The organism is Paenibacillus violae, from assembly GCF_032461945.1.
Lineage (GTDB): Bacteria > Bacillota > Bacilli > Paenibacillales > NBRC-103111 > Paenibacillus_E > Paenibacillus_E violae.
Map to the genome: position 1 here is coordinate 1,300,002 of NZ_JAWCUD010000001.1, position 15,564 is coordinate 1,315,565.

A 15,564-nucleotide genomic window follows, 5' to 3' on the forward strand; every position below is an offset into this window, starting at 1 on the left:
ACTGTCGACCGAAAAAAGACTTTTCCCCTGCATTTTTGTCCTTCGCTCGGGTTTTCCACCCTGTCGATTTCCTATAAGCTTAGTCTTGTAAACAATTTAGCTCAGAAAGGTTAGCTGCAGAGGTCGGACTGGAGGGGGATAGTAATGGAACTGGTGACCGCCAGAATCACAAACGAAAAAGAAAAGCCGTTACACAGGCAGATAAGGAGGATTTGGAAATATAAGCTGCTGTATGTTCTTTTAGTTCCAGCATTCTTATGGGTCCTTATTTTTGATTATCTTCCTCTTTACGGGGTTAGCATTGCTTTTATGGATTACAACGCCATACAGGGTTTTTCGGGCAGCCATTGGGCAGGTTTCAAATATTTTCAGATGCTGTTTGAATCGGAGATGTTTCTGAACGCGTTCAAAAACACACTGCTCATTAGCTTGTACAAAATGATAAGCGGTTTTTTATGCCCTATTTTGCTAGCGCTTGCATTAAATGAAGTACGAGTTGCCTGGTTCAAAAAATCGCTCCAAACCGCCGTCTATTTGCCAAGGTTCGTTTCCTGGGTCGTTTATGGGGGGATTATCACATTACTCCTATCGCCGGAAACAGGAGTTATTAATAAAATCATTGCGTTTTTCGCAGGCGATCCTGCTTATTTGCTTGTTGAACCCGCGTATTTTCGAACGATCCTGGTAGTCACGGATGCCATGAAGGAAATGGGATGGGCGGCTATCATCTATATTGCGGCAATCGCCGGACTCAACCCGGAAGTGTACGAAGCAGCCATTATGGACGGTGCGACACGGTTTCAGCGTATTGTTCACGTTACCTTGCCAGGCATCACAGGAACAATCATTGTCATTTTCATCCTTCGGACAGGATATATCATGAGCGCAGGGCTTGATCAAGTCATCAACTTGTACAATCCGATGGTTTTTGAAGTCGGAGATATTCTGGATACATACATTTACCGTGTTGGCATAGAGCAGTTCAATCTTAGCCTTGCTGCTGCAGCAGACGTTATCAAAGGTGTAATTGGCCTTGTATTGATGGTTGCCGCCAATCAGATGGCCAAACGGTTCAATGATTCCGGCATTTTCTGATAAAAGGGGAAGAGTACCGATGAAGCTAACGAAAGGCGAGAACGTTTTTGTCGCCACGAATTATTTGATATTAACGATCATTACCATCGTCATTGTCATCCCTTTTTGGTATGTAATTTGCGTATCTATGACTCCTTATCATATTTTCAGTGAAAAGGACGGTTTGATTTTATTTCCAACTTCGTTCAGTTTGGAGTACTACACGTATTTACTGAAGGAAGGATCGCTAATTTTTGCGGCTTATGGTAATACGATTCGCAATACGGCAGGAGGCGTACTGCTCGCTTTGTTCCTTACGACTACAGCTGCTTACGCGCTTGCGGAGAAGAAATTGCCCGGGCGCAGAATCTTTATGCTTTACTTCATCTTCACCATGTTGTTTAAAGGGGGGATGATTCCCACCTATATTACGATCAAACAGTTGGGATTGTTGAACACCAATTATGTACTAATTTTGGTCATGGCTTATAGCGCTTTCAATATGATCATCATGAAATCATTCTTTGAAAGTATTCCCGAAAGCTTACGTGAATCCGCTTCCATGGACGGGGCATCCGAATTTAGAGTCCTATGGCAGATTGTCCTGCCGCTATCTAAGCCGGTTATCGCAACGATAGGGCTGCTCTATTTGGTTGTTTACTGGAACGATTTCTTCAATGCCATGTTGTATGTCACGGATTGGCACAAAGCGCCTGTACAGCTCGTATTACGCACTATTATTGCCAGTTCCAGCCTTCCGCCGGAGCTGCTTGAAGCAGCAGGGTCTACGCCGCCGCCTACCATAGGCATCCAAATGGCTGCAATTGTGATTGTTGCGCTGCCAATGATGTTGGTTTACCCGTTTATTCAAAAACATTTTGAACAGGGGATGCTGATTGGTTCTGTAAAGGGATAGAAATATACGATTAACTCAAGTCTAGGAGGTCATGTCAACATGTCAAATCAAGGTAAAGTTTGGTCGTACAGCGCAATTGCCGCCATACTGGCAGTGAGCGTAACGCTTGCAGGGTGTAGTAAAGCTGTCGATCCGGTTGCTGCGACGACTACACCAACAGGAATCGCTGGTTCAGCCGCGCCAACAAGTGATGAGCCGTATGAACTGAAATGGCTAAAAGGACAAGATATATCCAAGCCTTATGATCCTTCGAAAGATCTCATCATGCACACCATAGAGAAGAAACTGAACATTAAAATCGTTCCGGAAATGGTCGATGTTCAACAGTATAAAACGAAGTTGAATCTGAAGATGTCGAGCGGAGACATTCCCGATGTGGTACGGATTGATTTTGCCGATGATTTCCAAAAGTATGCTCAACAAGGCGCTTTTTACGATCTTACGAATCTTATTACTGAAAAAGATACCCGAATATTCTTAAGGAGGTACCTAAAGAGGTTTTCGAGCAGGCAAAAGTAAACGGTAAAATATACGGTATTCCTTATCAAGGGGGTCCAGGAGCAGGATACCGCTGGAATCTAGTCCTGCGAAAGGATTATTTGGAAAGTGCAGGCGCTCAGGTACCCAAAACACTTCATGAGTATGATAACCTGCTCAAAAAAATCAAAGCGGCTAAGCCGGATGTTATCCCGTTAGGCGGCTATACGGCGCAAATCGGCCAGCAGAAATATGCCAATAACTCTTTTGACCATATTTTTGGTGCTTTTGGCGTAACTCCGGGTTATTTTACTGAGAAGAACGGTACATTCAGCAATTATGATATCAATCCGAAAATGAAAGAAGCCCTGCTTTATTTGCAGAAAATGTATGCGGAAGGACTCATCGATAAAGAATTCGCGACCATTAAAGAAGAGCAGCTGCGCGCGAAACTGTTCAGTGGAAAACTATTTTCGTGGATGGGTTGGTGGTCAACGCCAAATGACTATGACACCCAAGTGGAAACCAATGAGCTCAAGAAAACCGGGAAGCTCGCTTCAGACGGGAAGTTGCCGGATCAGTCCTTTCAACCTCTTAAATATTTGACTTTGACGGACTCCATTGTAGGCTCGGATGGTAAAGCCGTAGCGCCGGCTGGGGCGCCTTTCGGACAAATGCACGCCATCAGCGCGAAAACGAAAGATCCTAAAAAGGTTCTATCCGTCATCGAAAATTCGTTGTCTTTGGAGAACCAAATGTTAACCGTATGGGGCATAGAAGGAGAAGACTACAAAATCGATAACGGCAAGATGAAGCTGATTACCGATTTGCTCGATCCTAAGACACAACAAGATAAGAACGGGAATTTCCGTGGTGTTCAAAGCTATCTGTTCGCCCCAGGTTTAAAGGGCTGGCCTCGATATTTGGAGTCGCTGCCGCTTAGACAATCGCAGGCTTTGGATGTAGCCATCAACAATAAATTCCAAATTACGGATGCCTCCAATTATTTGGATTCGCCTACGAAAATCGCTAAACTTGTAGAACTGAACACAATGCGGGATTCCGTTTTTACACAAATTATAATGGGCGCCGACGGCAAGAAATTCGATGAATTTGTGGAAAAATGGAAATCACAAGGCGGTACTCAAATCCTAAGTGAATTAGAGGCTTCTTTTAAGAAAAAATCAGGCAAGTAGAACAACAACCAACATGTGCAGGACGGTGCTGATCATTTGGTGTATGATTAAGCTATAGTCGAACCGCAGCTGAATTGCTGAAGCCCCTCTTCAGGTGTAAACAGATGGGGCTTCTGCAATAACACCGGTGAAAAAGGGTAGGTTTGGATGGCTATTCGGATACGAAAACAAAGAGGCAGCTCAAGGTTATTGTCCAGGCTCAGTCTTCCGATATTTGCATTGATCGTCACGTTCATCGCACTATTTGCGGCAGCAGCCAGTTACATCCTCATCCGCGTGCAGAACGACCATTCCGTCAAAATGGCGGAACAATCCATGAAATTCGTTTATAGAAATATTGAATATCAATTTGATACGATGAATAACGTTGCGGCATTTGTATTAAGCAATCAATCCATTGAAAATTTACTAATGAATACCTATCAACAGCCTTACGAAGCAGCAGACGATTACTACACCTTGCAGACGAATTTGCAGAATCTGTCTTTATTGTCTCTCCTGAACGATTTCGGCTCAGGCAATATCGCTCAGCAATCATACGTCGTATCCGTTATATTGGAACCGGAGAGCGGGCTTTATGCGATGGCTCCGGATCATTTTTATCCGACTACAGGGATTTATAAAAATAACGATTTGCTAAATCAAGGATGGTATCAAAATCTGAGCAGCGGGAAACAACAGAATGTTTGGTGGGGTCAAAAGACGGATTCAAACCTAGCCATGATCTATTCCGCAAGGAAAAAAGCAAGCCTCAAAGACGGCCGAAGCATCAGTACTGTGATTGTCGGTGCGGATACCCGCAGCGTGAAAGGCGTGTTCGATAATGCGCCATTAGATCAGGGCTTTCATCTGCTGCTTGACGAAAACAATCGTGTCATTTATGGCGAGCGCCATGACTTTCTCTCGAATGCCGGAGAACTGCCTTATGTTCATCAATTAAAAGGAGCCGAAGGCTCCATCGAAACGAAAATAGATGGCGAAACCTATAGAGTCATGTTCGAGACGCTGAAGAATGGATGGAAGCTTCTCGCCGTAGCTCCCAGCAGTCATTTCAGCAGATACACTTTTGCCATTTCGGCAATTGGCGCAGCCACAGCAGCAGCGGCCTTACTCATTGCGGGGATATGGCTCCGAAGAATCGTCGTGAGGGTCACTGTCCCTATCACGAAACTGGTAACAGCCATACAGCGCCCGGAAGTTGTGGAGTTCAAAATACCGCTTCCGTCACAAAGAACGGGGATCTATGAAGTTGACGAGCTGAACCAGAAGTTCACATCTATGCTCGTAACGATTCATCGCCTGATCGAAAAGTCGTTTACCGAAGAAATAGAACGTCGTCAGCTTCAGTTGGAGCTGTTACATGCCCAAATCAATCCCCATTTCCTATACAACACCTTGGATTTAATTAACTGCAGGGCCATTATGACAGGAGATCGGGAGACGAGTCAGGTTGTGCGTTCGCTTGCCAACGTATTTCGCTACGGCTTGAATCGGGGGCAAACCTTGATTTCCTTGGAAGATGAGATCAAGCAAGTTGAAGCCTATCTCCATATTCAGCAGGTGATGATCGACGATTTGACCTTTGATATCCAATTACCGAGTGAACTTCGGTCCGCATCTGTCGTTCATCTTATTTTGCAACCGTTAGCAGAAAACGCTATCATTCACGGATTTGCTGAACGCAAGACGGGCTGTCGAATTGTCATTTCCGCTAGATTAGAACAGGGAGAGCTTGCAATCAGAGTGGAAGATAACGGCCGTGGCTGTGATGCGGATAAGATGAATCGTATGCTTGGGCAGCATTTTGTACGAGACGAACAATTTTCAATCGAAGCAGGAAGCGGGTACGGCACCATGAATGTACACAGGAGAATCCAATTGTTTGTCGGAGACGGATATGGTTTGCGGTATTTAAAAGTTGCAGAGGGTACAGGCACCAGCGTCGAAGTTGTTATGCCTTATCGTCCGGAACGAGTTGCAGCAAGAAAGGAGGCTTCGAATGTTTAAGCTGTTGATTGCCGAAGATGTGAAAATCGTGCGGGAGACCTTGGTCCGTGCCATTCGTTGGGAGGCTCTAGATATCCATCTGCTAGGTGCTGTTGAGAATGGGCAAGAGGCGCTTGACTGGTTAGATCGGGAGAAGCCGGATCTTCTGTTGACAGATATTGGCATGCCTAAAATGAATGGATTGGAATTGATTGAAATTATCAAATTCCGTAATCCGGATATCCGCTGTATCATTTTATCAGGGCTGAATGAATTTGAGCATGCCAGACAGGCAATTAAGCTTCAAGTGCTGGATTATGTACTGAAACCGATCGATCCGGATGCCATTGAGAAAGTACTTGCAAATGCGGTTGACGTGCTGCGCAAGGAGAGGGAAGAACGTCTCGCGCTGAGGATCGCGGAGAAAGCAGTCAAAGAATCGCTTCCCAATTTAACTGAAACCATGCTTCATAGAGAATGGAGCGGGAATTTAAAAAAGAAGAAGCTGGTTGAGCAGGCGATCCAGTATATGAAAGATGGATATATGCGCAAGGAGTTGTCTTTGTCGGATGTAGCGGATGCCGTAGGGTTAAGCGAAAAATATCTAAACCTTCTGGTTAAAGAAGTAACAGGGGTTACAATGAACCATGCCATTATTCGTCTTCGTATGGAAGAGGCGGCAAGGCTTCTGAAGGATCCAGCCATTAAAATTTATGAAGTCTGCGACAGAATCGGGTATACAGATCAGGATCATTTCAGGGAGAGTTTTAAGAAGCAGTATGGGGCCACGCCATCAGAGTATCGGAACAAGTTTTTATAACGTTGCACCCACTAGTTGTTTTCCCCACATATTCAGTTCATTATTCAGCGAATAGAAGGATAGAGTGAAATATGAGAATGATCGTTAAAAAATAATTCTTTACTGTTCGTTCTCAATATGCTAAGATACTTTCAGTAAGGACGACGTCATCCTGTTTCAAAAAAAGAAACAGAGCGTGACTGTTTTTTTTAATAATTTAAGAACGATCATTCTTAAAAAATTATTTTCTAAAGGAGAGATACAAAATGGGAAAATTGAATGGGAAAGTTGCTTTAATTACGGGTGGAAGCAGCGGAATTGGTTATGAAACAACGAAATTATATGTGGCCGAAGGTGCGAAGGTGGTTATTACCGGTCGTAATCAGGAAGCGTTGAACGCGGCAGTAGAAAAGCTTGGTGCATCTAACGTTCTTGCCGTTCAGGCAGATGCGACTGATCCAACAAGTGCAGAAGAAGCTGTATCCAAAGCGGTCGATACATTCGGTCATCTAGACGTTGTTTTCGCGAATGCGGGTATTTCCGGTTATACGCCTGTTGGAGGTACCGAACTTACTCTTTTTGAGAAAATTATGCAAGTAAACGTGACTGGCGTATTTTTCACCGTTCAAGCTGCTTTACCTTATCTGAAATCAGGAGCTTCTGTGATCTTAAACGGCTCCGTGCTTGCCAAAGGAGGAAGTCCGGGTTATGCAGCTTATGCCGCAAGCAAAGGTGCAGTGACCAGTTTGGCCAGAGTGTTCGTTTCTGAATTATCCCCACTCGGTATCCGAGTAAACACGATCGTCCCAGGAGCTACTCGGACGCCAATTTGGGGTCAACCAGAAGGCTTGTCAAAAGTTGAAGCCGCGTTAGCGCCTAAGATTCCAATGAATCGCTTAGGCGAACCCGTGGAGATCGCCAATGTGGCTTTGTTCCTGGCTTCTGAAGATTCTTCCTTTGTTCAGGGGGCAGAAATTAGCGTAGATGGTGGCGCGGGATCATCCCCGATGGGCGCTCCTGCTTATCGTCAGGCTTAATTGTATTGATTTTTAAAAATGAGTTTGTTATACTTTATTTAAATTTTCAAGAGTGGAGTTGAAGGCATAATGTAGGTTTTCTTGCTAACGGTAAAACATTAAAGCGATTTTTCGCATGTTTTATTTCGTATGCAAGAAAGTTACATTATCTTTCACTCAAACGATACAAGATATCCTTATTTAACTCCGTCCAGGGGTTAATTAACTGTATTTATTTGAGCTACAAGAATGTAACTTTCTTGTAGCTTTTATTTTTTTATACAGGAGGATCTGTCTATGTCATTAATAAACGTTACAAACTTGACGTTCGCTTATGAAGGAAGTTACGATAACATATTTGAAAACGTCAATTTCCAAATCGATACCGATTGGAAATTAGGCTTTACAGGAAGAAACGGCCGAGGGAAGACAACGTTTCTCAACCTGTTGCTTGGTAAGTTTGAATACAGTGGATACATTTCCGCTAATGTAAGCTTTGAATATTTCCCGTTCCCCGTTGAGAACAAAAGCAATAATACGATAGATGTCATCAATGACATTTATCCCGACTATATCCACTGGCAGTTAATGCGCGAGCTTTCTCTTTTAAAGGTTTCAGAGGATGTTTTGTACCGGCCATTTGATTCCTTATCCAACGGAGAGCAAACAAAAGTATTGCTGGCTACGTTGTTCATCAAAGAGAACAGTTTTCTTTTAATTGATGAGCCGACCAATCATCTCGATATGAAAGCAAGAAAACTCGTTAGCGATTATCTTAAATCGAAAAGTGGATTTATCTTGGTATCGCATGACAGATCCTTTCTAGATAACTGTGTAGATCACATTTTATCCATCAATAAGACCAACATAGAAATTCAAAAAGGCAACTTTTCAAGCTGGTGGGAAAATAAGTCGCGGCAAGATCACTTCGAGCTGGCTGAGAACGAAAAACTTAGAAAAGACATTAAACGATTGTCAGATTCCGCTAAACGGACGGGTAACTGGTCGCACGAAGTGGAAAAAACAAAAAACGGAACAAGAAACTCCGGTTCCAAGGTTGATAAAGGCTATATTGGCCATAAAGCTGCTAAAATGATGAAACGATCTAAAGCCATTGAGCAAAGACAGCATTCGGCTATCCAAGAGAAGTCGAAACTCCTCAAAAATATCGAGAGCTCAGAAAGCTTAGAGATTTCGCAGCTTGCTTTTCACAAAAACCAGCTGGTTGAGCTTGACCATGTGTCCATTTATTACGGTGAGAAGACCGTATGCTCAAATCTAAGTTTCACGATTGAGCAAGGTGATCGTATTGCGCTTTCAGGTCAAAATGGCTCTGGAAAATCAAGTATCATCAAACTAATTTGCGGCGAGGATATGAATTTCACAGGCAACATTCGAAAGGACAGCCAGTTAAAAATATCCTACGTGTCCCAAGACACATCGCACCTTCAGGGAAATCTATCTGACTATGCTGCCGAATGTGGGATTGATGAAAGTCTTTTTAAATCCATTTTAAGAAAGCTGGATTTTTCCAGAATTCAATTTGACAAGGATATTTCATCGTATAGCGGCGGACAAAAGAAAAAAGTATTAATTGCAAAAAGCCTGAGTGAGCAGGTACATTTGCATATTTGGGATGAACCGCTTAATTTTATTGACGTCATTTCTCGGATGCAAATTGAAGATTTGCTGCTCGAATACTCACCGACGATTCTATTTGTAGAGCATGACCGGGAATTTTGCCATAACGTCGCAACAAAAATTGTTGAGCTCTAGATCAAAAGCTGCCGTGCTAAGAAACGGCAGCTTTATTAGTTCCAACGCAGTTCTCATATGAAAATTGTGGAGCAACTGTATTTTTGTGTGGCTCAAACCCATCATTCTATGTTATATATGAAATGACTCAAATTTGATGAATGGAGTGATAGGAATGAGAATCGCCGCGCAACTGTATACGCTTCGCAACTTTCTGAAAACACCCGCTGATATTAGCGAAAGCTTGAAAAAAGTTAAGCAATTGGGTTATAACGCTGTACAAGCTTCCGGTATTGGACCAATCGACATTCAAGAATTTAAAGCGCTTGCAGACCAAGAAGGGTTGACGATCTGTGCCACTCATATCGGATATAACGACTTGTTGAATGATATGGACGGCGTCATTAAGAAGCATCAAGCATGGGATTGTAAATATGTCGGTTTAGGCGGACTACCGCCGGAGTTTCGGGAGAACAGTCAAGGTTATGCCACATTCGCCAAACAAGCTTCGGAATTTGGCAAACAGTTGAAAGATGCCGGGCTGAAATTTATCTATCACAATCATGATTTTGAGTTCGCTAAATATGATGGGAAGACAGGCATGGACATTTTGTTTGAAATGTCGGATCCTGATAGCGTCGATTTCGAGTTGGATGTTTATTGGGTACAGGCAGGCGGGGCAGATCCCGTGGAGTGGATCCGCAAAATGGATGGACGTATGAAGGTCGTACATTTTAAAGATATGATTGTGACTCCGGATCGGAAACAGCGTTTTTCCGAGGTCGGTGAAGGCAATATGAATTTCAAAGGAATCATTCAAGCCTGCGAAGACATTGGCGTGGAATGGGCAGCGGTTGAGCAGGATGATTGCTATGACCGGAATCCTTTTGAGAGCTTAGAGATTAGTTTTGCTAATTTAGCAAAATTAGGGGCAAAAGCTTAGAAAAACTTATTTAATTACAAAAAGAACGGCTGCTATTTTACAGCCGTTCTTCATTATTTAAACGCTTAAACGGTACGTCGTTCTACTCGCATTACTTGATTCGTTTGACTCAGCATGCCAGCTTTTTGCCTTTTATGATAATATATATAGGAACCTGCAATGATAATATAGCCTGGAAGAAAACCCAATACGGCCATAAAGCTATCCACAGCGATGGTTGAATACGCAGCACCAGTCAAATCGAAGATCAAACCGGCATATGCCCATTCTTTGATTCGAGGAAAACCGGGAATAAGGATAGCTATGACGCCTAATATCTTGGCAATTCCAAGAAAGGGTAGAAGATAGTCGGGGTAACCCAAATGCTTGAAGAGCTCTACCGCAGACGCTGCTTTTACAGTATCACCGATTGCTCCCATCCCCATAAATAACACCACTAATACAGTAAAAATCCAGTAAGGAATCGTAATTTTTTTCATTGCCTTTCAGCCTCCTAGGACATTAAATTTATGTTTTGAATATACCTCATTAGGAATATTCCTGTCAAGGAATATTTATAACAGTGGAAAATGACGTTCCTCCACACGAGAAAAGGGCATTTCAACGAAGTTGAAATGCCCTTTTTCCCTAGAGCGTGATATGGATGTCGGAATCACTCCACGATCTTTTCTCCACCGGCAGCTAACGGCTCAAACGAGTGGCGGACCGAAGCTTCCTCAATGTCATGGACCGCCCAATGACTGTCTGGGACGTCAGTCCATGGCGAGTGGACGATACCATGAAGCGGCCCTCGGCCGAGGACCCGATTGATCACGGTAACGGCTTCTGCGCGAGTGAGCGGATGAGTTGGACCGAAGGAGCCATCTGCATAGCCGTTCAAGTACCCCGCAGCTTGGGCGGCTTTGATTGCATCTTCGGCCCAAAGGCCGGACGTATCCGTAAAGCCTGCTCCGGACCCAGAGGGACTCACTGCAAACCGGGCGGCAAGAGCTGCCATTTCCGCCCTGGTGATCGGCTGATCCGGTCTGAAGGTGCCGTCTGCGTAACCTTGCATCAGACCCATGCGTGACACTTGGGCAATCGCATCATAAGACCAAAGCTCCGGCTTCACGTCAACGAATTCGCTGCCGCTGCCTGATGCCGGTTTGGCCGCAATACGCGAGAGAATCATTGCCATTTCTGCGCGGGTAATGCGATTGTCGGGACGGAACAAGTTGTTCTCGTAGCCTTGGATGTATGGCTCATGCGAGAAGGACAATGTCCGGCCATCGACTTTCAAAAGGACAAACGTACTGAATTTGTTCGTTGTGAACTGTATCCCGCGAGCGCCTTGGAACGTGGTCACAGTGCCTTTTTTAAACTCCGTAGTCCCGTCACTGTGTTCGATATAAACACCGATTTGTTGAATCTCAGCATCGCTCAAATCATCTGGAAGCGGGAGGACGAGGGTAACCTCTTGATCATGCAGGTTCGTCGTAATCTCTACAGGACGGCCAACCAGCGAAGTGTTTGCGCCTCCGGTAACGCCTAGTACCACTGTCGCCGCGTTTGCGCGACGTTCCAAGTCCTTGCCGACTGCCGAAGCTTTTACCGGAACAAGGTTAAAATAACTATCATCTTTTAAGCTTTTGAGCGAACTGTTAGCAATCAGGACTTTAACATTAGCGGTATCGAGATTAAGGTCAAGACCGCTGTCGCCAAGCAAGCTGAGCGATTCTTTGCTCATTTGAACAGTCGTCATGGATACATCATCTTTGGCATCCGGTAAGGAGATGACAGCTGAATTGGAGCCAGAGGTCTTGGACTTCTGAATCAACATTTTCGCATTATCATCTGAGAGCTTAACTTCCTCTTTGCTCGTTCCGTCAGCTTGTGTAGTTCGCACGACATTAAATGCGTTAGGGCTCACAATCGCTCCTCCGTAACCTCCTCCATAGCCGCCGCCACCCGTTTGAGGCGTGGAAGGTGTGCCGCTATTCGCGGCAATATCATATTTGAACGCGTCTACTAGCATATAGCTGCCTGATTTTTTGACCGCTTTCAATGTATGAGCACCCTTCGAAAGTGACGAGACGCGGTAAAGACTTTGACCGGCATTCCGGATGGCTGAATGGGCGTTGATCGTTTGCTTCAACTCCCCGTCGAGATAGATGTCGATGTCACCCAACTCCGGCCCCGTTGGTGCGAGGAGCTCGATACCGGTCCCTGTGAACGAATAGAGGTAGGAGTCTCCATTCACGGAAGATGCATGAACATCGTCGGCATAGTCACCTGTGAAAGAAAAAGTAAGCTTCAAGCTTCCGACAGGTTGAGCAGCGAGATATTCTTTTTTAATCGTCACATGTTGGCCGTTAATTTCATAATCGGTAGGATTCACGAGTTTGCTCGCATCGTTCGAAATGCTTTGCAGGCTGTCAGGGTTGCCCAAGATAGTAACGCTCACATCTGAAGCCGTCGTTTTATTGAAGTCAGCGGCAGAGATATCCATCAGGTCGGGCTGCTGGACTTTAAGCGCATCAAGCAGCATGAACTGCCCTGACTTTTTAACTGCTTTCAAAGTATGAATACCAGGTGTCAAATTACTGACTGTATAGACTTCTTGCTGGGCTACGTTATGCGAGTTCGCTCCGAACGTATGAGCCGTTCCATGTAGCTGACCGTCGATATAGATGTCCACATCGCCTTGGCCTTGATCGACTTCTGTTATATAAGTAATGCCAGTGCCATTAAAAGTGTAGGTGAAAAAGTCGTTGTTTTGCTCGACATAATGAACGTCCTTGCCATAGTCGTTAAAAGGGCGGTTCGTGCTGCGGTTCCAAGCGCCGGTGTAGTGGATTTCCGAGCTGTCGTCATTGATGTAAGTGTACCTTCCGGGAGAGGCAGAGTTGCTAACTGTAATGGCGAACGTTCTGGGACTTCCAGAAAGGAATGTGAATGTCAAATTCGTTAGTCCAACAGGCTGTTGATTCAAGTAGGATTTTGAGATTTTTACAACATTATTCGTAATTGTGTAGTCCTGACCAGGTATTAAGCTGTCTGTGCCGTTGATAATGCCAGTTAGGCTGTTGGTGCTTCCAAGTGTAAGCGTTGTTAAGACGTCCGTTTGTGCGGATGTTTTCTTGTCAAAAGCAGCGGTTGCAGGATTGAGTGACGTTCCCGTGATTGCGATAGAAAGTGATTGTGAGTCTCCACCTGCAAAAGTGAACGCCAGTTGGACAGGCTGCCCCGATGGCTGCTGGAGGAGGAATTCTTTCTTAATCGTTACAAGATTGCCTCCGCTTATCGTGAAGTCCGTATTTGGCTGCAGAGACACAGCACCATTTGTGATGCCTGTCAGCGAACTTGCGCCAATAAGGAGATTCGTCGTAATGTCGGCAGGCTGATCTTTGTCAAAACTGTTCGCAGAAGGTTGGCCAAGCAACGTTTCAGTCGTCACCTTTAAAGCATCCAGGATGAAATAGTATTGGCCGGTGCCGTTTCTTAACACTCTAAGCGTGTGCTGACCTTGCGGAAGATCGGCAATCCGATAGACCGAGTATAAGCCGGTTTGTTGAGGGCCTTCAGCATCGACAGTGCCCTTCAGCTGTCCATCGATATAAACGTCCATTCGTCCATTGGATGTGCCTTGTTCAGAGAAAAGTTCAATGCCAGTGCCCGTGAATGAGTAGCTGAATTCCGGCTGCGTCCCGTTGTCCGGCTCACCGTAATGAACATCATCCTGATAGTCCCCGAAAGGCCTTCCGCCGCTGTGCCCCCACTTGTTCGAATACTGAATCAATGGATCCGTATCGTTGATGTAGACAGCGTGAGAGACTGTGCCGTTAGATGAATTCGTTTGCGGTGTTGCTTGATTTCCGATTTGACTACTAGCACTAGCGGGAGAAGGGGAAGAGTCTGTAATTGCAATGGACAAGTCTTGCGCGTCGCGAGCCAATTCTTTGCCGCCGTTACGTGTCCAAGTGCCGGTGTATCTTACGCCAGTGTCGTCGTCATTGACGAATGAAGAACCGCTTTGTGCCGTTATTTTGAAGAGGCGAGAGGCGTGCGGCTCCAAGGACACAGGACCATAACTTGACGTATAAGTGCCAAGCTCGGAATGGCTCCACAGGTCGCGAACGGAAGCAGGGCCGCTCAGCCCGATATCGTTCCAGTTAACGGTCACAGGCGCTGCTTTGTTGCCCAGATTGAAAAGAGCAACCGTGTACGTTCCGTCACCGTTATTCGCATACCAGACTTGCTGATTGGTCGATGTTGAAACTGGGTGTACCGGACGCCCAGCTTGATTAACCGCGATGACTTCGTCATTCGTCAGCAAGTCAAGACCATAGGCGTCGAGGTTGGATAGGTCGTCGCCTGTATAGAACTGCGCGGCTGAGGCTGCCCACAGCGTAGCTGCGGTTTGCCTTTCGTCTTTGGTTAAACCGGAGGTAGCTCCATTGCCGACATTCAAGGAGTCGAAATCATTCCAACCTCCCGGTCCGGCATCCCGCCACCAAAGGGCTGCGTCAGGGAACAAACGCGCAATATTAGCCCATTGCGTCATGCCGACCTCGCGGTCATAGGACTCTACATCCCAATCGACCCGCCAACCGTTCGCATATTTTTTCCAATAATCCACGTAGTTGTGGTCGAGAGCCCAAGATAATTCAAACCAAATATTGTGTCTGCCAAGCGCTGTTGACCAGGCTTTGACATCGTCACGCGCATCGATGCTGACATCATTATGCCCGGAGCCTGGTGTGACGCTATCGAATTTGACGAAATCCACACCCCAGGAAGCGATGGCATCCGCGACGGAATCGATATATTTTTGCGAGCAAGGATTGCTGAAATCAATTTTGTATCCAATGTTCCAATAATCCGCGAACTTGTAAGGTTTTACGACGATATCACCGATATTACAGCCAGGAGCATTATAAATAGGTAAGTTCTGAGTGACTGCTTCAGGCGAAACGCCGGGAATTAAATAGAGGCCGGCTTTTTGGCCGTTACCGTGGATGTAGTCGACGAGATTCTGAAAACCTCCCGGATAAAGCGCAGCACTCGGCACCGGTCTGCCGTATTCGTCCATGCTGCCGTTCCAACCCGCATCGATATTGATATATTTGTATCCGTGAGACTGCAATTTCTCGTGCATGGCGTCAGACATCTTCTTGATCTTGGCTTCGGAAATCCAGTTGCCGGACGGACCATCGTAGACCTGCATGCTGTAGCTGCTCCAGCCCATATACGGCTTCTGTGCCAAGCCATTGTCTGCCGCTCTGACCTTGCTTTCGCCGGAAGGGATGTAGCCGATCTGCGCAATGACAATGATAGTAAGCAGCAATCCCAGCCATACCTTCCTTCGGCGTTGCAATCTGCTTTTCATCTTCACTTGTCTCCTTTGTCGTTGAATTAACTTC

General features: G+C 45.4%; 11 protein-coding genes. 9 read left to right on the plus strand and 2 right to left on the minus strand.

Features of this window, described 5'->3' with window-relative positions; all coding sequences use genetic code 11:
* Nucleotides 1-144 precede the first annotated feature (144 nt).
* The 9 genes from RQP52_RS05870 (at nucleotide 145) to RQP52_RS05910 (ending at nucleotide 10,162) form a co-directional block, all read left to right on the plus strand.
* On the plus strand, nucleotides 145-1,095 hold the full coding sequence (locus tag RQP52_RS05870) for an ABC transporter permease (protein WP_315950034.1): 951 nt from the start codon (nucleotides 145-147) through the stop codon (nucleotides 1,093-1,095).
* 19 nt (nucleotides 1,096-1,114) lie between these two features.
* A complete protein-coding gene (locus RQP52_RS05875) occupies nucleotides 1,115-1,990 on the plus strand; it encodes a carbohydrate ABC transporter permease (protein WP_315950035.1) in 876 nt (291 codons plus the stop codon).
* Between the two features lie 39 nt (nucleotides 1,991-2,029).
* Nucleotides 2,030-2,509: an extracellular solute-binding protein gene (locus RQP52_RS05880; RefSeq protein ID WP_315950036.1), complete on the plus strand. Its 480-nt coding sequence runs from the start codon at nucleotides 2,030-2,032 to the stop codon at nucleotides 2,507-2,509.
* An 80-nt stretch (nucleotides 2,510-2,589) separates the two neighbouring features.
* On the plus strand, nucleotides 2,590-3,663 hold the full coding sequence (locus RQP52_RS05885; protein ID WP_379172069.1) for a type 2 periplasmic-binding domain-containing protein: 1,074 nt from the start codon (nucleotides 2,590-2,592) through the stop codon (nucleotides 3,661-3,663).
* A gap of 147 nt (nucleotides 3,664-3,810) precedes the next feature.
* The gene (locus tag RQP52_RS05890; protein WP_315950037.1) at nucleotides 3,811-5,670 is read left to right on the plus strand and encodes a sensor histidine kinase; all 1,860 of its coding nucleotides are present in this window, start codon (nucleotides 3,811-3,813) and stop codon (nucleotides 5,668-5,670) included.
* Entirely contained in the window at nucleotides 5,663-6,469 is an 807-nt protein-coding gene (locus RQP52_RS05895; protein ID WP_315950038.1) for a response regulator transcription factor, read from the plus strand. The genes RQP52_RS05890 and RQP52_RS05895 overlap by 8 nt, the downstream gene beginning before the upstream one ends.
* A gap of 245 nt (nucleotides 6,470-6,714) precedes the next feature.
* The gene (locus tag RQP52_RS05900) at nucleotides 6,715-7,485 is read left to right on the plus strand and encodes an SDR family NAD(P)-dependent oxidoreductase (protein WP_315950039.1); all 771 of its coding nucleotides are present in this window, start codon (nucleotides 6,715-6,717) and stop codon (nucleotides 7,483-7,485) included.
* A gap of 276 nt (nucleotides 7,486-7,761) precedes the next feature.
* On the plus strand, nucleotides 7,762-9,240 hold the full coding sequence (locus tag RQP52_RS05905; RefSeq protein WP_315950041.1) for an Lsa family ABC-F type ribosomal protection protein: 1,479 nt from the start codon (nucleotides 7,762-7,764) through the stop codon (nucleotides 9,238-9,240).
* Nucleotides 9,241-9,394: 154 nt separating this feature from the next.
* The gene (locus tag RQP52_RS05910) at nucleotides 9,395-10,162 is read left to right on the plus strand and encodes a sugar phosphate isomerase/epimerase family protein (RefSeq protein WP_315950043.1); all 768 of its coding nucleotides are present in this window, start codon (nucleotides 9,395-9,397) and stop codon (nucleotides 10,160-10,162) included.
* Between the two features lie 65 nt (nucleotides 10,163-10,227).
* Here the strand turns inward: RQP52_RS05910 and RQP52_RS05915 are convergent, their stop codons facing one another.
* Together RQP52_RS05915 and RQP52_RS05920 are read right to left on the minus strand one after the other, a co-directional pair.
* A complete protein-coding gene (locus RQP52_RS05915) occupies nucleotides 10,228-10,641 on the minus strand; it encodes a DoxX family protein (protein ID WP_315950044.1) in 414 nt (137 codons plus the stop codon).
* Nucleotides 10,642-10,814: 173 nt separating this feature from the next.
* The gene (locus RQP52_RS05920) at nucleotides 10,815-15,530 is read right to left on the minus strand and encodes a X2-like carbohydrate binding domain-containing protein (RefSeq protein ID WP_315950046.1); all 4,716 of its coding nucleotides are present in this window, start codon (nucleotides 15,528-15,530) and stop codon (nucleotides 10,815-10,817) included.
* Nucleotides 15,531-15,564 lie beyond the last annotated feature (34 nt).

Bases quoted from the DNA above. Each gene is read 5' to 3' on its own strand.
- RQP52_RS05895 (WP_315950038.1), top strand. From the start codon at position 5,663: ATGTTTAAGCTGTTGATTGCCGAAGATGTGAAAATCGTGCGGGAGACC.
- RQP52_RS05905 (WP_315950041.1), top strand. From the start codon at position 7,762: ATGTCATTAATAAACGTTACAAACTTGACGTTCGCTTATGAAGGAAGT.
- RQP52_RS05920 (WP_315950046.1), bottom strand. From the start codon at position 15,530: ATGAAAAGCAGATTGCAACGCCGAAGGAAGGTATGGCTGGGATTGCTG.
- RQP52_RS05910 (WP_315950043.1), top strand. From the start codon at position 9,395: ATGAGAATCGCCGCGCAACTGTATACGCTTCGCAACTTTCTGAAAACA.
- RQP52_RS05900 (WP_315950039.1), top strand. From the start codon at position 6,715: ATGGGAAAATTGAATGGGAAAGTTGCTTTAATTACGGGTGGAAGCAGC.
- RQP52_RS05880 (WP_315950036.1), top strand. From the start codon at position 2,030: ATGTCAAATCAAGGTAAAGTTTGGTCGTACAGCGCAATTGCCGCCATA.
- RQP52_RS05875 (WP_315950035.1), top strand. From the start codon at position 1,115: ATGAAGCTAACGAAAGGCGAGAACGTTTTTGTCGCCACGAATTATTTG.
- RQP52_RS05915 (WP_315950044.1), bottom strand. From the start codon at position 10,641: ATGAAAAAAATTACGATTCCTTACTGGATTTTTACTGTATTAGTGGTG.
- RQP52_RS05870 (WP_315950034.1), top strand. From the start codon at position 145: ATGGAACTGGTGACCGCCAGAATCACAAACGAAAAAGAAAAGCCGTTA.
- RQP52_RS05890 (WP_315950037.1), top strand. From the start codon at position 3,811: ATGGCTATTCGGATACGAAAACAAAGAGGCAGCTCAAGGTTATTGTCC.